The organism is Streptomyces iconiensis (genome assembly GCF_028657195.3).
Lineage (GTDB): Bacteria > Actinomycetota > Actinomycetes > Streptomycetales > Streptomycetaceae > Streptomyces > Streptomyces iconiensis.
The window spans coordinates 39,167-58,289 of record NZ_JANCPR020000020.1 but is presented as its reverse complement, the minus strand read 5'-3'; the positions used below and the strand labels follow the sequence as shown (position 1 = coordinate 58,289).

The window sequence follows — 19,123 nt, the reverse complement described above, 5'->3', positions numbered from 1 at the left end:
AACGCCCGTGTAAAGGGCTCCCGTCAGGCCCAACGCCGCAGCGTGTGCCGGAAGTTCACGCCGAAGCCCGCTCGGCAGGCCCTGCCGTGCTCTCGCGTACGACCAGTTCGAAGCCGGGCTGGAGCTGGTGAGGCGCCGGACTGGCGGTGCCGTCCAGGCGCTTGACGATCGACTCGACCGCGAGCCGCGCGATCGCCCGCTTGTCCGGGGCGATGGTGCTGAGCGTCACAGCCCCGTACCGCCCCTCGGTCAGATCGTCGAACCCGACGACCGCGATGTCCTCCGGCACCCGCAGCCCCCGTTCGGACATCGCCCGCATCGCGCCGATCGCGATCAGGTCGTTGTAGGCGAACACCGCGTCGGGCCGTGCCCCCGCGTCCAGGAGCGCGCCCATCGCCGCAGCACCGTCCGCGCGGTCCCAGCCCTCGACGGGCGCGACCAGCGTCTCGTCGGCCGGCACGCCCGAGGCGGCCAACTCGGCCTGCCAGCCCAGCAGTCGCAGATGCGCGGGACGGCTGGGCCGGTCGCCGCGTGCGCCGAGGAAGGCGATACGGCGGCGGCCCAGGTCCAGCAGGTGCCGCACGGCCGTGCGTGCGGCGGCGATGTTGTCGATCGCGATGTGGTCGTAGGGCAGGTCATAGCGCCGCTCCCCGATGAGCACGAGCGGCACCTCGTCCGTGCGCGAGGCGAGGTCCTCGGCCTCCAGCTCCAGCGGGTTGAGGATGAGTCCGTCGATGACACGGGCGCGGAAGCCCTGGGTGACCAGGAGTTCGCGGGCCCGGCGGCCCTGGGTGTGGTCGAGCAGCACGGTGTAGTCGTGCTCGGCGGCGGCGTCGAGCACCGCTCCCGCCAGTTCGGCGAAGTACGGGTTGCCCAGTTCCGGCACGGCCAGCGCGAGGATGCCCGTACGGCCTTTGCGCAGGTGACGTGCCGTCAGGTTGGGGCGGTAGCCGAGCGCGTCGATGGCGCGCTGGACCTTCTCCCGGGTGGCCGGGGTGATGTGCTCGTAGTTGTTCACGACGTTGGACACGGTCTTGATCGACACTCCCGCGCGCTCCGCGACGTCCTTGAGACTCACCCTCACTTGGGCCCCACTTCCCTCTGGGTCTCTGCGGTGTCAGGCACCTGGACAGGGCAGAGCGGGCGTGCTGTCATGCCAACTGCCCCTGTTTCCAACGTTATACAAGATGGATCAGCCACAGGGGCAGAGCCGTAACCGACCTCTGACACACGGACCCGGAGGTATCGTGAGACGCGCATCCACCTGGCCCGCGGCCCTCACCGCCGCATTCGCCCTCCTCGCTCTGCTCGCATCGGCGCTCGGCGCCGGACCCCTCGCCGCCGCGGCCGAACCCCAGGCGGACCCGCCAAGGGCCCACGGCCTCAAGGGCGAGTACTGGGCCCAGTCGGCCCCTGGCGCCTTCGACTTCGGCACGCTCAAGGCCACGGCCTTCGACCCCTCGCTCGACTTCAACGACCTGGAGCCCCGCCTCAAGGAGCGCACCGGCAGCGCCGATGATGCCAGCGTCCGCTGGACCGGCGGGCTCACCCCGGAGAAGTCCGGGAAGCACACCTTCCACATCACCGGGGACAACGGGTTCCGGATGTGGCTGGACGGCAGGCCCGTCATCGACCACTGGGTCGACGACTGGGACAAGGAGCAGTCCTCGCAGCCCGTCGAGCTGGAGGGCGGCAGGACGTACGACCTCAAGGTCGAGTACTTCGAGCACGAGGGCGGCTCCAACCTCCATGTGCGCTGGACCCCGCCGGGCGGCAAGAAGACCGCCGTTCCGCAGTCCGCCTACACGGTCCCGGAGGACTTCGCCTACGACGGGCCCGACCGCGTGCACGTCCAGAAGTCGGGACGCGTGCTCGAACTCGGCTTCCCGCAGCCGCTCGCCGCGCCGCCTGCCCGGCTGAGCGAGCACGTCAGCGCGGTCATCGGCGGCGCGAAGTGGCTACTGGGCGCAGCACGCCAGGACCCCCGCGACTCCCGCAAGCTGCTGGTCGCACTGAAGGAACCCGTCGTCGGCCAGGGCGGCTCGGCCGAGGTGCGCTACGACGGCGAGGGCGGCCTCACCACCGCCGGGGGCAAGCCCGTCGGGGACTTCTGGACCTCGGGCGACAACCGCTCGACGTACCAGCTCAAGACCAGATGGGCCAAGGACGTCGGCCCGGACAACGCGCTGCCCGAGTACCCGCGCCCCCAGCTCAAGCGCGACAAGTGGAAGAACCTCAACGGCACCTGGCAGTTCGCCGGCGCGGAGAAGGGCGAGCAGCCGCCGCTCGGCAAGCGCAACAAGCTCGACGAGAAGATCCTCGTGCCCTACCCCGTCGAATCCCGGCTCTCCGGGGTCGAACGGCACGAGGAACGCATGTGGTACAAGCGGTCGTTCACCGTTCCGCGCGACTGGAAGGTCGGCTCGGGCAAGCGGCTGCGGCTCAACTTCGACGCCGTCGACTGGCAGGCGACCGTCTACGTCAACGGCAAGCGGGTCGCCGACCACAAGGGCGGCTACGACCGCTTCACCGCCGATGTCACCGACGCGCTCAAGCCGGGCCGCCACCAGGAGATCGTCGTCGGCGTCTACGACCCGACCGACGCCGACAACGGCGAGAACCCTCCCGTCGGCAAGCAGCGGCTCAGCCCCGAGGGCATCTGGTACACCCCGTCGTCCGGCATCTGGCAGACCGTGTGGATGGAGCCCGTCGCCGCCGATCACACCACCGATGTGAAGACGACGCCCGACGTGAAGGGCGAGAAGGTCACCGTGAAGGCGCGCGGCGTACGTGACGGCGTGCCCGTCACGGCCGTCGCCTACGACGGGAAGAAGGAGGTCGGCCGCGCTTCCGGCACCGGCAGCGGACCGGTCGGCGTCCCCTTGCCCTCGCCCCACCTGTGGTCACCCGACGACCCGCACCTCTACACGCTCAAGGTGACCGTGGGCAAGGGGCGTTCGGCCGACGCGGTCACGAGCTACTTCGGGATGCGGGAGATCTCCGTCGAGACCGTCGACGGCAAACGGCGCATGGTGCTCAACGGCAAGCCCGTCTTCTCCATGGCCACCCTCGACCAGGGCTTCTGGCCCGAGGGCCTGCACACGCCGCCGACCGACGAGGCGCTCGCCTACGACCTGCGCGCGCACAAGAAGATGGGCTTCAACTCCGTACGCAAGCACATCAAGGTCGAGCCCGACCGCTGGTTCTACCACGCGGACCGGCTGGGCCTGCTGGTCTGGCAGGACATGCCGTCCATGGAGGCGGGACGCACCCCGGACACCGCGGCACGCGCGCAGTACGAGCACGAGATGAAGCAGATGATCGCGCAGCACGACAGCCATCCCTCGGTGATCATGTGGGTCACCTTCAACGAGGGCTGGGGCCAGTACGACCAGGCCAGGATCGCGGACTACGCCAAGTCCCTCGACCCCACCCGCCTCGTCAACAACATGAGCGGCCACAACTGCTGCGGGGCCGTGGACGGCGGCAACGGCGACATCTCCGACGCGCACGGCTATCCCCACGCGCAACTGCCCGCTCCCGACGGCTCACGCGCGCTGGTGAGCGGGGAGTACGGCGGACTGGGACTCGCCGTTCCCGGCCACGCGTGGCCCGTGCGGCACACGTACGTCGGCGTCGAGAAGGACAAGTACACGGACGAATATCTCGCCAAGCTGGCGGAGGTGCGGCGGTTCGCCGCGTGCTCCGGGAGCAGCGGCGCCGTCTACACCCAGATCACCGACCTGGAAGGGGAGTTGAACGGCCTGCTCACCTACGACCGCGAGGTGCTCAAGGCCGACGCCTCCCGGTTGCGCGACGCGCACAGCGCACTGATCGAGGGGGTGGCAGACGGCACCCTCACCTGTGAGAGGTGAGGCGTACCTGTGAGAGGTGAGGGCGCACAGCCCTCTGGGGCTCGGGGCAGGCCGGCCCCGAGCCCCGGCGCTGCGATCCGGCGCTCGTCGCCACGTACGAGGCGGCAGGCATGCGCTTCAGCAGCATCGCGGTCGACCCCGATCCGGTCGCCCTGAGAGGTCTCGTCGACCTCGTCGAAGAGGGCAGGCTCGGGGTCCATGTGCAGGAGACATTCCCCTTCGAGCGCGTCGCCGACGCGCACCGGCTGCTCGACGGCGGTCACCTCCGGGGCAAGCTCGTCCTCACCCTCTGATCCCGCCGTGGGGCCGCGGGTGAGCGCGGCCACACGGAAGGTGTCCGCCTCACCGCACAGGGCGCGGTCTCAGTCCTTGCGGGGCTGGTTGAAGCGCAGCATGTTGCCCGCGGGGTCGCGGAAGGCGCAGTCGCGGACGCCGTAGGGCTGGTCCATCGGCTCCTGCAGCACGTCGCCGCCCGCCGCGCGTACGCGCTCGAAGGTGGCGTCCACATCGCCGGTCTGGAAGATGACGCCGCGCAGCTGGCCCTTCGCCAGCAGCTCGGCCGCCGCCTGCCGGTCGGCCGCCGAGGCGTTCGGGTCGGCGAGGGGCGGTTCGAGAACGATGTCCACATCGGGCTGCGCCGGTGCGCCGACGGTCACCCAGCGCATCCCCTCGAACCCGACGTCGTTGCGCACCTCCATGCCGAGAACGTCGCGGTAGAAGGCGAGCGCCTTGTCGTGGTCGTCGACGGCGATGAAGCAGGTCGAAAGCTTGATGTCCATGCGCGTCACGCTACGGGCCGGGGGTCGGTTTCGCTTCTCCGTTCCTGACCGGCCGCGTGGAGATCTTCGCGACGCACGCGGGGATGGCGGCGCCCTCGTCATGGCGGCGTGCCCGGTACGCGCTGGGGCTCTCGCCGACCAGCTCGGTGAAGCGCGAGCTGAACGAGCCCAGCGACGTACAGCCGACCGCGAAGCAGACCTCCGTCACCGGCAGGTCACCCCGCCGCAGCAGCGCCTTGGCGCGCTCGATCCGGCGCGTCATCAGATAGCCGTACGGCGTCTCCCCGTACGCGGCACGGAAGCTGCGGGAGAAGTGTCCCGATGACATCAGGGCGACCCGCGCCAGCGCCGGAACGTCCAGCGGTTGCGCGTAGTCGCGGTCCATCGCGTCACGGGCCCGGCGCAACCGGGCCAGATCCTCCAGGTTCACCCGTCCACCCTCCCACAGCGCCCGGCGCCCCCGGCGCCGGTGTGCGCCGGTCAGGGCGGTTCCTTACGGTGACGCAGCGGCTCCGCGACGTATCAGAGGGCGCCTACCGGGCCCTGTGCGACCTCGGACTCCGCGTCCTGGGACGGGGAGGGCCAGTCAGGAATGCGGGGGATCGGAGACACTGTTGTACGTGACTGTGAACAACCGTGAACTGGCTGACTTCCTCAGGCGAGCACGCGGTCAGAGCGACCCCACGCAGGCAGGGCTGCCCTCGGACGGCCGCGTCCGCCGGGTGCCGGGCCTGCGCCGCGAGGAGGTCGCGCTCCTGGCGGGGGTGTCGACCGACTACTACGCGCGCCTCGAACAGGGGCGCCCCATCACTCCCTCACCCGCCGTCGTCGAAGCCGTCGGCCGTGCCCTCGGGCTCGACGAGGCGGGACGTGCGCACCTGCGGGACCTCATCGGGGTGCAGGCCGGGCCGGTACGGCGGCGCCCCCGTGGTGTCCAGCGGGTACGCGCCGGCCTCCGCCAGCTCCTCGAAGCGCTGGACGGCGAACCCGTCCTCGTCCTGGGGCGGCGCACCGATGTCCTCGCGGCGAACCGGATGGCCAGGGCGCTGTTCACCGACTTCGAGCAACTGCCGCCCCGGCACCGCAACTACGCACGCTGGATGTTCCTCGACGACGAGGCACGCTCCCTGTTCCTCGACTGGGAGGAGCAGGCGCGGGCCGCCGTCGAGAGCCTCCGCCTTGAGGTCGGCCGGAACCCTGACGACCCGGCCACGGCCGAACTTCTCGACGAACTGCGGGCCCACAGCCCCGAGTTCGACCAGTGGTGGGAGCAGCACCGCGTCCACCAGCGCACGCACGGCACCAAACGCCTGAGCCATCCGCTGGTCGGCGAACTGACCGTCGCCTACGAAACCCTCTCCCCGCCCGGCGACCCCGACACGACCCTGTTCGTCTACACGGCCGAGCCGGAATCCCCCTCGAAACGGGCCTTGGACCTCCTCGCGAGCTGGACCCACACCCGCACCGGAACCCAGCCGGAGGCACAGCGATGACGGCGATGACACAGCCGGCGCCGATCACCGGAGAAGACGTCCCTCAGGAACACCAGAACATCCGGTACGAGCTGACGACCCTCGCCTTCCGCCTGCTCGACGGCGACCGCGCCGCCGCCGGGGTCGAGCCCTGGGTCAACAGCCCCGAAGCGCACGGCGAGCTTCTGGGCTGCTGGCAGACCGAGAACGGCACCCTCGGGCGGCTGCTCGTGCTGCGCGGCTTCACCGATGAGGCGGAGCTGTCGCGGGAGCGGATGCGGGCGCGCGCCAGCGACCGCCCTTTCGGTGCCGGTGACCATCTGACCGACCTCACGATGCAGAGCTTCGCGCCGTTCCCGTTCGTCCCGCCCGTGCGGACGGGCCGGTTCGGGCCCGCGTACGAGATCCGCGACTACCACCTGCGCCCCGGCGGTCTGCCCGCGACGATCGCGGGCTGGCGCAAGGCACTGCCCGAGAGGCACCGCATCGATCCGCTGACGGTGGTGATGTACGCGCTGGACGGGCCCACCCGCATCATTCAGATCTGGCCGTTCCACAGCCTCGACGAGCGCGTCGCCCTCCGCAGGGACCTCTACGCCTCAGGGCAGTGGCCCCCGCCCGGCGGCCCCGAGGAGATCCTGGAAGCCACCTCACTGATCGCCTGGCCGACCCCTTTCTCGCCGCTCACCTGACGGGACGCCGTCGGCGGGCGGGCTCACCGGGCGCCTCCTTGGCGAGGGCGCTTCCTTGAGCGGCTGCGTGCGTCGATGCGGGCCATGTGGTCCCGGATGAGCGCGACATACTCCGTACGGAGCGGCTCCTTTTCGAGGAAGCCCATATGCGCGGCACCGTACTGCGTGATGTGCTCGGAATCCGGGATACGGGCCGCGATATCAGCGAGATGCGAGGGTACGCATTCGTCGAATTCTCCGCCGAGTACGAGTGTGGGAACGCGGATGCGGTGCAACTCGTCGAACATGTCCCAGTCCTTGAGGGTTCCGGTCACGTGGTAGTCGGCCCGGCCGATCAGCGTCGTGAACGTATCCAGGCTCATGAGCCGAGGGTCGAGGCCGACCTCCGCGGTGCGCACCACGCATGCCCGCATGTACGCGTCCTGGGCGACGGCGTAGTCCGGGTCAGCGGTCTCTCCCCGCAGTTCACGGCCGTAGGTACGGTCCAGCACATCGCCAGGGAGCCCGGCCAGCAGCCCACGGACCTCCTCCACGAAACGGGGCACGCTCGCCGGCCCGTTGGCGCAGACGAGGCTCGACCAGTCGGGCGCACGCTGCGCCGCGAACTGAAGGCCGAGCATGGCGCCCCATGAGTGGCCGTAGACATGGGGCCGCTCCAGACCGAGCCCTTCGACCACCGCGCCGAGTTCGTCCAGGAACCGGTCGACCGTCAGCAGCGAGGCGTCCTCGACCGGGTCCGAGCGCCCCACTCCGAGCTGGTCGTACCAGATGACCTCCCGTTCCCGGGCGAGCGGCTCGAACGGTGCGAACAGGGGGTCGCTCGGGTACCCGGGCCCACCGTGCACGAGCAGCAGCGGAGGCCCGCCGCGGCCCATCCTGCGCCACCAGACCTCGCCTCCCGGCACGGACACCCTGCCTTCGGTCACGTCCACGGCGCTCATGCCGGGCGCCCGCCGGCCGGTACGGAGCAGACGCACTCTTCCATCCGGTCGATGAGGCCGCCCTCGAAGCGGAAGTACACCGTGGCGTGCACTTCGCTGCGGGACCGGTCCGCCCGCGTGAGATGAAGTACCTGCTGCTGGAGCACCTCGTTCCCCTTCCGGAACTGCCGGGTCACCTCGAACCGCAGTGCATCGAAGGCCCCCGCAAGTGGCTTGAGCTGTCCGACCTTCTCGTCAATGGTCTGCTCACCCTTTCCGTCGTTGTGCCATACGGTCGCCGCGCGCGTGAACATCGCGCGCATACCGTCGAAGTCGTACGCCTCCAGCCGCCGCAGACACTGAATGGCGTTCTCACCGAGGTCACGTTCCATATCCGTTTCCCTTTCCGCCGTTACCTGCCGAACGCACGGGCGCAGCACGATTCCGCAGCGCTTCGTCCGGCATTCGGGAGCAGGTGGGTCGCCCTCACCGTAGGGAAGAGAACCCGCAAAAGTAAGTCTTGATTTACCGGGCCGCTTCCGGCAGAGGAATGCGTCCCCGTAGCGGTTTTGAATTCGCGGCGGCCATTTGATACGCCACGGCGGGGTCGTGGGCGTGGCTGTACGCGTGGCTGTAGCCGGGTCGGGGGTACGCGGGGGTGGGCGGGCTCAGCCGGTTGCCAGGGCTTCGGTCGGGGGGAGGCGGGCGGCTCGTACGGCGGGGTAGAAACCGGCGAGGCCGCCGATGAGGAGGGTGGCGCCGACGCCGCCTGCCATCGCCCAGGCGGGTACGACGGAGGGCCAGCCCTGGTAGGCGGCGTAGCCCGTTGTCACGCCGATGCCCAGGAGTACGCCGCCGATCCCGCCGAGCGCGGAGAGCAGTTGGGACTCGCACACGAACTGTCCGCGTATCTGTCCGCGGGTGGCGCCCAGTGCCCGGCGCAGGCCGATCTCCGAACGCCGCTCCAGCACCGAGATCACCATGGTGTTGGCGACGCCCACACCGCCCACGAGCAGGGCAACGGCGCCGAGTCCCAGCAGCAGGCCGCTGAGGGTGTCGTCGGTTGCCTGCTTGGCGGCGAGCGCGTCGGAGGGGCGCGAGACGTTCACCTCGCTGGGGTTCTCGGGGTTGGCCGTCGGACCCAGCACCTCCTGGACCTCGTTGACGGCCGTCTCCTCCGCCCTGGTGTGGACGGTCGTGGGGTAGCCGTCGAAGCCGAGGTAACGCTCGGCCACGCCCCAGCCGACCAGTGCGCCGCTGTCCAGGTCCGGCGCCAGTTCGTTGGGTGCGAGCACTCCGACGACGCTGAACCAGCGGTCGCCCAGCCACACTTGGGTGTCGGGCCCCGGGTCCCGCACGCCGAGCTGCTCGGCGGCCGTGGGGCCCAGCACGACGGCGGGGTAGCGGGCGTTGGCAGCGTTCAGCCAGCGCCCTGCCGTGACCTCGGCGCCGACCGTTTCCGGCAGGTCGGTACGGGCGGCGAACACCGAGATGCCGCCCGTCTCCTCCTCGGGCACGTGGTCGCTGCGGAACACGTTGGCGTCCGTCTTGCCCACGGCGGAGACCGACTCCACGTCCGGCATGTTCCCGATCATGTCAACGGCGCCGGCCGGAAGATGGGCCTCGTCGCCGTCGAAGGACTGGCCCGGCGTCACGGTGAGCAGGTTGGTGCCCAGCGCGTTCAGCCTGCGGTTCAGGTCCTCGGTGCTGGAGGTCGAGATGCCGACGACCCCCACCATCGCGGCGATCCCGATCGCGATGCCCAGCGCGGAGAGGAACACCCGCATCGGCCGCGACCGCAGTCCCGAACCGCCCACGCGCAGCACATCGGCGGGACTCATCCGCGCGGCCCGCGGCCTGGCACGCCCCGCTTCCCGCGGCGTACGGGCCGTCATCGGACGCCCCCGGCGGAAGCCCGGTGGGGCGCGTCCTGCGGCGCGGGTGCACTGGACGCACTGGGTGCACCGGGTGATGGTGCGGACGGTGGGAGTGCACCGGGTGGTGCGGGCGCGGCGTGCCGTGAGGGTGCGCCGCCGGGGGGCCGCGCGTCGTGCTCGATGTGCCCGTCCCGCAGCCGCACTTCACGGGGCAGTGAGGCCGCGATGTCCCGGTCGTGCGTGATGATCACGACGGTGGTACCGGCGCGGTGCAGGTCGTGCAGCAGTTCCAGTACCGCGGCTCCTGACCGCGAATCGAGCGCACCTGTGGGCTCGTCGGCGAGCAGCAGTTTGGGGCCTTCGCCTCCTCCGCCTCCGCCTTCGCCGCCCGTGCCCGAGGCCGGGGAGGGGCCGCCCAGCACGGCCCGTGCGATGGCGACGCGCTGTTTCTCGCCTCCGGACAGCTGGTGCGGCTCGTGGCGGAGCCGGTCACCGAGGCCGACCCTGCGCAGCGCCCTCTCGGCCGCCGCGCGGCGCTCGGCCCGCCGCGCACCCCCGTAGAGCAACCCGTCCGAGACGCTGTCCAGCGCCGTGACGCCGGGGGAGAGGTGGAACTGCTGGAAGACGAAGCCGATCGTTCCCGCGCGCAGAGCGGACAGTTCGCGGTCGGACAGGTCCTCCACGTCGTGTCCGTCGATCCGTACGGTGCCTCCCGACGGGCGGCTGAGCGTGCCCATGATGTTGAGCAGCGTGGACTTGCCCGAGCCCGACGGGCCGACGATGGCGAGGAGTTCGCCCCGCCGTATCACCAGGTCGGCGTCGGCGAGCGCGGTCACGTCCCCGTACCGCTGTGATACGCCCGCCAGTTCGACGACCGGCGGGTCGAGCGCCGGCCGGCCACCCGGCGCCGCGGCCGTGGACGGCGACGGGTCCTGTGCGGTGGGGCCCTGTGTGGCGGGACCTTGTGTGGCGGTACCTTGCGTGGTGGACGGTGTGGTGGGGGACGGTGGCGCTCCCGGCGCCGCGGTGCCCTGTGGTGGTGTGTGCGCGTGGCTCACCGGGGCACCCCCACGTCGAGCCCCTCCTTGATGCCCGCGCCGGACACCTCCACCTTGCCGTTCGCGAACATCCCCAGCTTCACCGGCGTGCGCCGGCTCCGCCCGTCGACGCCCGTGGTCTCCACGGCGTAGCCGCCGCCCGACCGGGCGAGGAGCGCGTTGACCGGAACAGCCAGCACATCCTTACGGGTCTCTGCCTTGAGGGTCACATCGACGGAAGCGGCCTGGTAGCGGCCGAGTTCCCGCTGCGCGCCGACCTTCAGCTCGACCGGCAGCGTCGCCTCGTCGGCTCCTGAGCCCTCTCCGGACTCCTCGGAACCTCCCTCCTTGGCCTCCCCGGAGCCCGAGGGCGAGCCGATGTCGGTCACCTCGGCCTCGACGGTGCCGCCGTCCGGCAGCCCCACCGTGGCCTTGGTGCCCTTCTCGACGAGATCCTCGAACCCCGCCTCCAGATCGACCGTCACGTTGCGCTCGGTCCCGGTCCAGGTGAGCGCCTCGCCGCCGGACAGGGCGCCCGGCGAGGTCTTCAGTTCCGAGACGCGCCGCGCACCCGGTGCGACCACGGCGTCCCCCGGCCCGACGGTGCCGGTCTCCTCGCGGGACATGTCGTCCTGCCAGTCCCGTACGGCGTCGGCCGTGCCGTCCGTGTACGTGTCGTCGGCGGTGAAGCCGGAGTATCCGAGCGCGGAGAGGTTCTTCTCCAGCGTCTCGACGTCGCCGCCCTCGGTGCCCGGTTTCATCGTGCGGTAGAAGGGCTTGGAACCGTAGAACAGCGGCACCTTGTGCTCGTCCACGCTGTAGACGGTCTCGCCGCGCGTGAGCGTCTCGCCCTCGGCGGGCAGCCAGGTGACGATCCCCGCCTCGTCCTCTCCGTCACCCCGGCCCGACTGCTCCCCCTCGCCCGGCTGTTCGCCGCCCTGGCCGGATGGGGAGCCGGACCCCTGTGGGGCGGCGGACCCGGACGCCTGCGAGTTGCCGTCGCCCGGGGTGCCGGTGTCCGTGCCGGCGCCTGTGCTGGTGCCCGTGCCGGTGCCGGTGCCTGTGCTGGTGCCCGTCTGCTGGACCGTGGACGGCGTGCCGAAACCGAGGGTTCCGTCCACCGTCTCCGTACGGGTGAGCGTGGTGCGCTCCACCTTCGCCGTGCGTGCGGGGCCCGAAGCGCGCGGCGCTTCCGCCGTCCCGGCGCTCCCGCCGAACGAGCCGGTCGCCGCGACTCCGGCCGCGCCGACGGCCGTGATCGCGGCCAGCGTGATCAGGGAGGCCCGCAGCGGGCGCTTCGTACGCCGCTGCGGCCCCTCGTCCGTGGGCACCGGGTCCGAGGTCCCGGTGCCCGTGGTCCCGGCGTCCGTGGTCCCGGCGTCCGTGGTCGTGCCGTGCCGGGCGGGTGGTTCGTCGCCGGTGGGTGTGGCCTCCTCGTGGGGTGTCACTGGGGGCCTCCGCCCTTCATCATGAGCCCGCCGCCGGGGTACTTGTCCTTGCACGCCTTCTGCGCGTCCTGGAACGGCTTGCTCTTGGGGCTGATGCCGCTTTCCCGCAGGTCCAGGGACATGGCGCTGCCGTTGATCTCCGGGTCGGGGAAGTCGGTGAGCCCGTTCTCGCGCATGCACTGCGCCCAGGCGGCGACCTTCGCCGCGTCGAGCGGCTTGCCGCCGCCCCCGCCGCCCATCTGGGGTGCCTTGTCGCGGCACGCCTGCTCAGCCTTCTTGAAGTGGGGCGAGTCCCGCGCCGCCTTGTCGACCTCCATCCGGACGCCGCCGCCGTCCTGCTTCGGGTCGGGGAAGTCGGTCACCCCGTTGTCCCGCATGCACTCCGCGTACTCCAGGGCCTTGTCGAACCCCTTGCCCGCACCCCCGCCGGCTCGTTCACCGCCGCCGGAGCTTGCGCCGCCGCTGCTCTCCTTCGCCGAGGGCTCCGCCGAGGAGTCGCCTCCGCAGCCGGTGAGCAGGACGCCGGAGAGCAGCATCGCGGCAACGGGCAGGCCGCGCAGAAGAGTTGGTTTTCGTGTGATGACCATGGGAGGGAGTTCTACGCGGCAGAGGGTTACACGGCGGGAACGGGCGGTGTTACGCCGCTGTTATGCCCCTTCGCGCATGCTGGCGCCATGCGTGTGCTGATCGTGGAAGACCACAGGGAGCTGGCCGAGACGGTGGCCACGGGGCTGCGCCGCGACGGCATGGCCGTCGACCTGGCCTTCGACGGTGAGCGCGCCGTCGAGGAGGCCACCGTGCACGACTACGACGTGATCGTCCTCGACCGCGATCTGCCCCGGTTGCACGGCGACGAGGTGTGCCGCGCACTGGCCCGGAACGGAGCGCGCGCCCGCGTGCTCATGCTCACCGCCGCCTCCACCATCGAGGACCGCGTCGACGGGCTCGGACTGGGCGCCGACGACTACCTCGCGAAGCCGTTCGCCTTCGCCGAACTCATCGCGCGGGTCAGGGCGTTGGCACGCCGCTCCACGCCCGCCGTGCCGCCCGTACTGAACCGGGGCGACCTCACCCTGGTGCCGGCCGAGCGGCAGGCGCGGCGCGCGGGCCGGCGGCTGGACCTGTCGCCCAAGGAACTCGCCGTGCTGGAACTGCTGATGGCGGCGCGCGGAGGCGTCGTCTCGGCCGAAGAGCTGCTGGAGCGGGCCTGGGACCAGTCCGCCGACCCGTTCACCAACACCGTCAAGGTCACCGTCAGCAGGCTGCGCCGCAAGCTGGGAGATCCACCCGTGATCGAGACCGTGCCCCATGCCGGGTACCGCATCTGAGATGCCGGACACCGTGCCCGGGGCACCGCGAACCGTGTCGGAGACGCCGGACACCGTGTCGAAGACGCCGCACACCCTGTCGGAGACGCCGGACACCGTGTCAGGGCCCGTGTGCCGTCCCATCCGCTGGTCGGCCAGGCTCCGGCTGACGCTGATGTACGGTGCGCTCTTCCTCGTCTCCGGCGCCGCGCTGCTGGCCTCCACCTTTGTCCTCGTCGCGCAGAGTCCCGTCTCCAAGGACACCCGGGTACGGGCCGCCTGGGGGAGCGCAGGGCCGATGCCCGGTGCGCCCAGCCGGTTCAGGGCCCAGATCGAGGATGTCGTCAGCGAACGCCGCAGCGCCGAGCTGCGCACGCTGCTCACCGAGTCCGGTGTCGCGCTCGGCGGTATGACGGCCGTCTCCGTTGCGCTGGGCTGGCTCATGGCGGGCCGTGTGCTGCGCCCCGTACGCACCATGGCGGACAAGGCGCGGCGGATCTCCGAACGCAACCTGCACGAGCGGCTGGCCGTCGCGGGCCCCTCCGACGAACTCAAGGACCTCGGTGACACGTTCGACGGGCTGCTCGCCAGGCTGGACGCGGCCTTCGAGGCCCAGAAGCGGTTCGTCGCCAACGCCTCGCACGAGCTGCGTACCCCGCTCACGCTCCAACGCGCCATGATCGAGGTCGCGTTGGCAGCCCATGGAGCGGGCCGGGACGCGAGGGCGGGCCCGGCCTCGGGCGCTGATCCGGTTGGGGAGACGGGTGCGGTTACGGGGACTGCCTCGGTCACGGATACGGGCGTGGACGCGCACGTGGATGTGGTGGCGATGGCGGACGCGGCGGCGGAGACGGACGGGAAGGCGAAGGCGCACGCGGCGGACGTTGAGGCGGACGCGGCAGCGGAGGCGGACGCGGCGGACGTGGAGGCGTTGCGTGAGGTGTGTCGGAGGGTGCTTGCCGCCGGTGAGAGTCAAGAGCGGCTGATCGAGGCCCTGTTGACGCTCGCCAGCGGTCAGCGTGGCCTCGACCCCGAGCGCGCGGGCCCGGTCGATCTCGCGATGGTCGCCAGGAACGTGCTGCGTGACCGGGAGGACGCCCGTACGGGCACGGCTCTGGCGCCGGCAGCCACGCGCGGTGACGCCGCGCTCGTCGAACGGCTGGTCATCAACCTCGTGGAGAACGCGCTGCGTTACACCCCCGGGCACGGCTGGATACACCTCTCCACCGGCACCAGCGAAGGCCGTCCCTTCCTGCACGTCGCCAACAGCGGCGAGGTCATGGATCCGGCCCGTATACCCCTCCTCTACCAGCCCTTCCAGCGCCTCGGCCCACGCGGCTCGTCCGAGGGGCACGGTCTGGGCCTCTCCATCGTGGACGCGGTCGCCACGGCACACGGCGCCCGCGTCACCACGGTGCCCGGCCCCGAGGGCGGGCTCGCGATCACGGTCACGTTCCCCGTGGGGAGGGCCACATGGGCCTGAGTGCGTAGCAGTCGCCCCGGAGACGGCGGGCTGGAGGGCCGACGGTCCGACGGTCCGACGGTCCGACGGGCTGGCTGGCCGACGGGCTGGCTGGCCGACGGGTCGGCTGGTCGGAGGGGCGCAGGGTAGGGCGGATGACGGTCTGGCAAGGGAGCCGAACCCTGTGTGAAGCTTCGCCCATGCATCGCAGTGATCAGGCAAACGCCCCCGCAGGTGCGAGCCGGGCGCCGGGAGGCCCGGACGCGTCGGAGGGCGAGGCCATCGCCACGGGAGACGGCGTTGACGCGCGGGGAGACGGCGCTGACGCATCGGCGGTCGCCGCACCCTCCGCGAGCGCACTCTCTGGGAGCGAACCCTCCGCGAGCCTGCCCTCGGCGGAGTGGGAACGTCGTGTGGCCGACGCCTGGGCCGGGATCGACGCGTACACCGACCAGCACGGCGAGGCGGCCTTCCGTGACCTGATCGGGAGTCTGGCCGCCGAACAGCCACAGGGGAGCGCGCCCGCTGACTTCGAGCGTGCGTCCTCCTTCGACTCCACGGGCCACCCCGACCTGGCCGTACCTCTCTACGAGAGCGCGCTGCGTGCCGGACTGACGGGGGAGCGGCGGCAGCGCGCGGTGATCCAGCTCGCGAGTTCGCTGCGCAACCTCGGGCGCCCGGAGGAGAGCGTCGCGCTGCTCACGCCCGAACTGGGGGCACCGCAGGGCCAGTTGGACGACGCCGTACGCGCGGTGCTCGCGCTCGCACTCACCGATCTGGGCCGGGCACGGGAAGGTGTCGGGCACGTACTGACCGCGCTCGCCCCTCATCTGCCGCGCTACCAGCGTTCGATGGGCAACTACGCCCGCCTCCTGACCGAACAGGACCACTGACCCTGATCCCCTGCCTTCCCCGGAGAGGCAACCGAGAGCCGCACCCACCCGGGGGGAGCCCCAGGGGAGGCTCCGGGGCCCTCGGGACAGGAGCCCCCGGGGAGGCCGAGGGGGAGGCTGTCACCACTGGCGGTGCACGGTGGCCTTGCTGCCGGTCACCAGGGTCGCCGGCGGAACGTCGTCGGCCACGACCGCGCCGGCGGCGACCACCGCGTCGCGGCCGATGCTCACGCCGGGCAGGATCGTGGCACCGGCGCCGATCCACACGTTCTCCGCGATGTCGATGGGCGCGCCGGTGAGATACAGCCGCCGCTCCTCCGGGTCGACCGGATGGCCGCCGGTGATGAACGTGGCTTTCGGGCCGACCATGACGCGCTCGGCGAGCCGGATGCCGGCGTAGTCCAGGAACGTGCAGTTCTGGTTGATGAACACGCGCTCGGCGAGGTCGAGATGGAGTCCGTGGTCCGTGTAGAAGGGCGGATAGATCGTGACTCGCTCCGGCAGCGGCTTGCCGAGTATCTGCTCGAACAGTTCCGCCTTGCCCGCTTCGTCCTCGAAGGGCAGGACGTTCAGGCGGGAGGTCAGCTCGGTCACCCGCAGAACCCTCTCGGCCATGGCCTGGAATTCGGCGCTGTGAATGCGCATGAGACGGTCGCTGGACATGCTGCGGTCCTTTCTGGTGTGCCGGTGACCGAGGCAAGCCGCGCCCCGAAGGCCGGGAGGGCGGGTGGAGGCTGCTGTCAGCAGCCGGTCGGATCGCCTTTGCCGGTGCGGGGGTCAGCGGATGTGCCGGGGCGGGGGGCCTGCGAACGTTCGCGCTGTCGCTGTCGCTGTCGCTGTCGCTGTCGCTGTCGCTGTCCCTGGCGTCGCGGCGTGACGTGGCGCCGTTGCCCAGGACGGGAGCCAGGCCGATTCGGGGAGTCCTGGCAGGCTTCCGAGGTCCGCAGGCCGAGAACGTCGATCCGAAGGGCCCGGGAGCCCGGCCTTACGGCGCCGACGGCGCGCTCGACACCCGCGACGACGCTCCGCGCGTGCGGCAGAAACGCCTGACCGTCGAGCGTCAGCTCAACCCCTCGCGCTGTACGCGTGAACAGGCGGACTTCCAGCTCGCGCTCCAGGGCGGCGATCCGCTTGGAGACCGCCTGCTGCGTCACGCCCAGCTCGTCGGCCGCATGGCGCAACTGTCCGAGCTGGGCCGCCCGGACGAACGATCGCAATGCCTCGGTGTCCACCGGTTCACCCTAGGCGCGCACAACTGACCGTTGTGGCTCGCCCGGGACCGGTTGTCGGACCACGCGGCGGCGCCGGCCACGCACCGGCTCCGGAGGCGGGAGGCGGGAGGCGAGTCGGGTCAGGTACTCGCCTCGGTCGGGGACTTGGTCCCGGCCCCAGCTCCAGTCCCAGCTCCAGTTCCAGTCCCAGCTCCAGTCCCAGGCTCGGCCCCAGTCGCGGCCTCAGTACCGGCCCCAGTCCGGGCTGCGGCTGCGACCCCGGTTCCGGTTCCGGTTCCGGGACCCGGACCCGGACCAGGACCCGGTTCGGGATCGGGGCCGCGTTCCGCTTCCGGTGAGGCGGTGTCGGCGGCGGGCTGTTGCCGCATGGCGCGGGTCTCGCTCTTGAGGATGCGCAGGGACTTGCCGAGGGCTCGGGCGCTGTCCGGGAGCTTCTTGGAGCCGAAGAGCAGGATGACGACGAGCGCCACCACTATCAGGTGCCACGGCTCCAGGCCGTTGCGGAGGAACATCGCGGGCGGTCCGCCTTTCCGAGTATCGCTTGCTACATTGCGCAAGTGTATAACCAACAGCGCGACGGGTGGGGGAGTGCATGCCAGGCAGTCACAGGGCGGGCGCCGAAAGGCGCGTCGCGCGGCGCGCGGGCCGTCAACGGCGGCCCAGGTCACGGCTGCGGATCGCCGCCGTGACCGGCCTGTCCCTGCTGGTGCTGCTCGCAGCGGGTACCGGCTGGATCTACCACCGGCTCAACGGCAACATCTCCACCTTCGCAGGTGACGGCCTCAGCCGTGACCGCCCGGAGGCGGGGGCCGGCGGCCAGAACGTACTGGTCATCGGCTCCGACTCGCGCTCGGGCGCGAACAAGTCGTTCGGCGGGGGCGAGGGTGACGTGGGACGCTCGGACACCGCGTTCCTGCTGCATGTCTACAACGACAGCAGGCACGCCGCCGCCGTCTCCTTTCCGCGGGACGCGCTCGTGGACATCCCGCGCTGCAAGTTGCCCGACGGCACCTGGTCACGGGAGCGGAGCAAGGAGATGTTCAACGTCGCCTTCACTCTCGGGGAGACCGCCGAGGGCAACCCGGCCTGCACCCAGAACACCGTCGAGAAGCTGACGGGGCTGCGCGTCGACCACACCGTCGTGGTCGACTTCGCGGGTTTCTCCAAGATGACCGAGGCCGTCGGAGGTGTCCCCGTCTGCGTGCCCAACGACGTCTACCAGGGTGACCTCAACCCCAACCGGGGCTCACGTGGCAAGCGCGTCTTCGCCAAGGGCAGGCAGTCCGTCGAGGGGCAGAAGGCCCTGGACTACGTCCGTATCCGGCACGGCATCGGCGACGGCTCCGACATAGGCCGTATCCAGCGTCAGCAGGCTTTCATCTCCAGCCTGATCAAGAAGATCAAGGACAAGGGCTTCAGCCCGGGCACCCTGCTGCCGCTGGCCAACGCCGCCACCGGGTCGCTGACCGTGGACGAGGGGCTGGGCACGGCCGACAAGATGGTGTCCTTCGCGATGTCGCTCAAGGACGTCGACCTGCACAACACCAAGTTCGTCACCCTCCCCTGGCGTTACCAGGGGCCCAGGGTCGCGGTGGTCGAATCCGAGGCCGAGAAGCTGTGGGCCGACCTCAGGGCCGACCGCCCCCTCGACGCGGACGCGGACTCCGGCTCCGGCGGGGACTCCGGCTCCGGCGGCTCCTCGCGCAAGCCGGCGCCCAGCGCGTCGGAGTCCCGGCGCGCCGTCTCCGGGAAGGGCGTCAGTGTCGCCGTGCACAACGGCACCGGCATCACGGGTCTGGCAGCACGCGGCGCCGGACTGCTGAAGGAGAGCGACTTCACCGTCACGGGGACGGGCAACGCCTCCGGGCCCGCCGTCGCGACCACCCGTGTCACGCACGGGCCGGGCGAGGCCGCGGCGGCGAAGAAGGCCGCCCGTCTCTTCCCCGGAGCCAAGGTCGAGGCCACGCGGGAACCGGGCCTCACCGTCACCCTCGGCCGCGACTACGCCGACAACCCCGAGGGCGGGCCCACTTCGGACTCCGGCTCGGGCGGCTCCTCCGCTCCCGGCGGACGCGACAAGGCCCGCTCGGCCGACGACGACCTGTGCTCGGGCCTCTCCTACGGTTAGG

General features: G+C 71.2%; 18 protein-coding genes and 2 pseudogenes. 8 read left to right on the top strand and 12 right to left on the bottom strand.

The window, feature by feature from the left end:
- Window positions 1–55 precede the first annotated feature (55 nt).
- Window positions 56–1,084: a LacI family DNA-binding transcriptional regulator gene (locus tag NMN56_RS20750; protein WP_274046563.1), complete on the bottom strand. Its 1,029-nt coding sequence runs from the start codon at window positions 1,082–1,084 to the stop codon at window positions 56–58.
- A gap of 163 nt (window positions 1,085–1,247) precedes the next feature.
- On the opposite strand from NMN56_RS20750, the gene NMN56_RS20745 reads away from it, so the two are divergent.
- Window positions 1,248–3,875, top strand: coding sequence for a PA14 domain-containing protein (locus NMN56_RS20745; protein ID WP_274046564.1), 2,628 nt, complete (start codon window positions 1,248–1,250; stop codon window positions 3,873–3,875).
- 74 nt (window positions 3,876–3,949) lie between these two features.
- Window positions 3,950–4,168, top strand: a pseudogene (locus NMN56_RS20740) (zinc-binding dehydrogenase); the annotation flags it as partial.
- A 69-nt stretch (window positions 4,169–4,237) separates the two neighbouring features.
- On the opposite strand, the gene NMN56_RS20735 reads toward NMN56_RS20740, so the two are convergent.
- Window positions 4,238–4,654, bottom strand: coding sequence for a VOC family protein (locus NMN56_RS20735; protein WP_274046566.1), 417 nt, complete (start codon window positions 4,652–4,654; stop codon window positions 4,238–4,240).
- A gap of 10 nt (window positions 4,655–4,664) precedes the next feature.
- Window positions 4,665–5,084 (bottom strand): helix-turn-helix domain-containing protein, encoded by a 420-nt coding sequence (locus NMN56_RS20730; RefSeq protein ID WP_274046568.1) that lies wholly within the window; start codon window positions 5,082–5,084, stop codon window positions 4,665–4,667.
- A gap of 190 nt (window positions 5,085–5,274) precedes the next feature.
- Between NMN56_RS20730 and NMN56_RS20725 the strand changes: the two genes are divergently transcribed.
- Both NMN56_RS20725 and NMN56_RS20720 read left to right on the top strand, forming a co-directional pair.
- On the top strand, window positions 5,275–6,147 hold the full coding sequence (locus NMN56_RS20725) for a helix-turn-helix transcriptional regulator (protein WP_274046569.1): 873 nt from the start codon (window positions 5,275–5,277) through the stop codon (window positions 6,145–6,147).
- Window positions 6,144–6,818 carry an NIPSNAP family protein gene (locus NMN56_RS20720; RefSeq protein ID WP_274046570.1) on the top strand — a complete coding sequence of 225 codons (675 nt, stop codon included), beginning with the start codon at window positions 6,144–6,146 and terminating at the stop codon, window positions 6,816–6,818. Before NMN56_RS20725 ends, NMN56_RS20720 begins: the two co-directional genes overlap by 4 nt.
- Before the next feature lie 23 nt (window positions 6,819–6,841).
- Here the strand turns inward: NMN56_RS20720 and NMN56_RS20715 are convergent, their stop codons facing one another.
- The 6 genes from NMN56_RS20715 to NMN56_RS20690 all read right to left on the bottom strand — a co-directional run bounded on the left by NMN56_RS20715 (window position 6,842) and on the right by NMN56_RS20690 (window position 12,687).
- On the bottom strand, window positions 6,842–7,759 hold the full coding sequence (locus NMN56_RS20715) for a proline iminopeptidase-family hydrolase (RefSeq protein WP_274046572.1): 918 nt from the start codon (window positions 7,757–7,759) through the stop codon (window positions 6,842–6,844).
- A complete protein-coding gene (locus tag NMN56_RS20710) occupies window positions 7,756–8,130 on the bottom strand; it encodes a nuclear transport factor 2 family protein (protein WP_274046573.1) in 375 nt (124 codons plus the stop codon). Before NMN56_RS20710 ends, NMN56_RS20715 begins: the two co-directional genes overlap by 4 nt.
- Before the next feature lie 276 nt (window positions 8,131–8,406).
- Window positions 8,407–9,633, bottom strand: a complete 1,227-nt coding sequence (locus NMN56_RS20705; RefSeq protein WP_274046574.1) for an ABC transporter permease — start codon at window positions 9,631–9,633, stop codon at window positions 8,407–8,409.
- Entirely contained in the window at window positions 9,630–10,481 is an 852-nt protein-coding gene (locus NMN56_RS20700) for an ABC transporter ATP-binding protein (RefSeq protein ID WP_274046630.1), read from the bottom strand. Before NMN56_RS20700 ends, NMN56_RS20705 begins: the two co-directional genes overlap by 4 nt.
- Window positions 10,482–10,669: 188 nt before the next feature.
- The gene (locus NMN56_RS20695) at window positions 10,670–12,100 is read right to left on the bottom strand and encodes a peptidoglycan-binding protein (RefSeq protein ID WP_274046575.1); all 1,431 of its coding nucleotides are present in this window, start codon (window positions 12,098–12,100) and stop codon (window positions 10,670–10,672) included.
- A complete protein-coding gene (locus tag NMN56_RS20690; RefSeq protein WP_274046576.1) occupies window positions 12,097–12,687 on the bottom strand; it encodes a hypothetical protein in 591 nt (196 codons plus the stop codon). The genes NMN56_RS20695 and NMN56_RS20690 overlap by 4 nt, the downstream gene beginning before the upstream one ends.
- A gap of 87 nt (window positions 12,688–12,774) precedes the next feature.
- Here NMN56_RS20690 and NMN56_RS20685 point away from each other — a divergent pair, with 87 nt between their 5' ends.
- From NMN56_RS20685 to NMN56_RS20675, 3 genes are all read left to right on the top strand, one after another.
- Window positions 12,775–13,428 carry a response regulator transcription factor gene (locus NMN56_RS20685; RefSeq protein WP_274046577.1) on the top strand — a complete coding sequence of 218 codons (654 nt, stop codon included), beginning with the start codon at window positions 12,775–12,777 and terminating at the stop codon, window positions 13,426–13,428.
- A 1-nt stretch (window position 13,429) separates the two neighbouring features.
- A complete protein-coding gene (locus NMN56_RS20680; protein WP_274046578.1) occupies window positions 13,430–14,890 on the top strand; it encodes a sensor histidine kinase in 1,461 nt (486 codons plus the stop codon).
- 365 nt (window positions 14,891–15,255) lie between these two features.
- Window positions 15,256–15,762, top strand: coding sequence for a tetratricopeptide repeat protein (locus NMN56_RS20675; protein ID WP_274046631.1), 507 nt, complete (start codon window positions 15,256–15,258; stop codon window positions 15,760–15,762).
- Between the two features lie 120 nt (window positions 15,763–15,882).
- Here the strand turns inward: NMN56_RS20675 and NMN56_RS20670 are convergent, their stop codons facing one another.
- From NMN56_RS20670 to tatA, 3 genes and pseudogenes are all read right to left on the bottom strand, one after another.
- Window positions 15,883–16,425, bottom strand: a complete 543-nt coding sequence (locus NMN56_RS20670) for a DapH/DapD/GlmU-related protein (RefSeq protein ID WP_274046579.1) — start codon at window positions 16,423–16,425, stop codon at window positions 15,883–15,885.
- 266 nt (window positions 16,426–16,691) lie between these two features.
- A pseudogene (locus NMN56_RS20665) lies at window positions 16,692–16,994 on the bottom strand (LysR family transcriptional regulator); the annotation flags it as partial.
- A 119-nt stretch (window positions 16,995–17,113) separates the two neighbouring features.
- Window positions 17,114–17,506, bottom strand: coding sequence for a Sec-independent protein translocase subunit TatA (gene tatA / locus NMN56_RS20660; RefSeq protein ID WP_274046580.1), 393 nt, complete (start codon window positions 17,504–17,506; stop codon window positions 17,114–17,116).
- A gap of 80 nt (window positions 17,507–17,586) precedes the next feature.
- Here tatA and NMN56_RS20655 point away from each other — a divergent pair, with 80 nt between their 5' ends.
- The gene (locus NMN56_RS20655; protein ID WP_274046581.1) at window positions 17,587–19,122 is read left to right on the top strand and encodes an LCP family protein; all 1,536 of its coding nucleotides are present in this window, start codon (window positions 17,587–17,589) and stop codon (window positions 19,120–19,122) included.
- Window position 19,123: the final 1 nt, after the last annotated feature.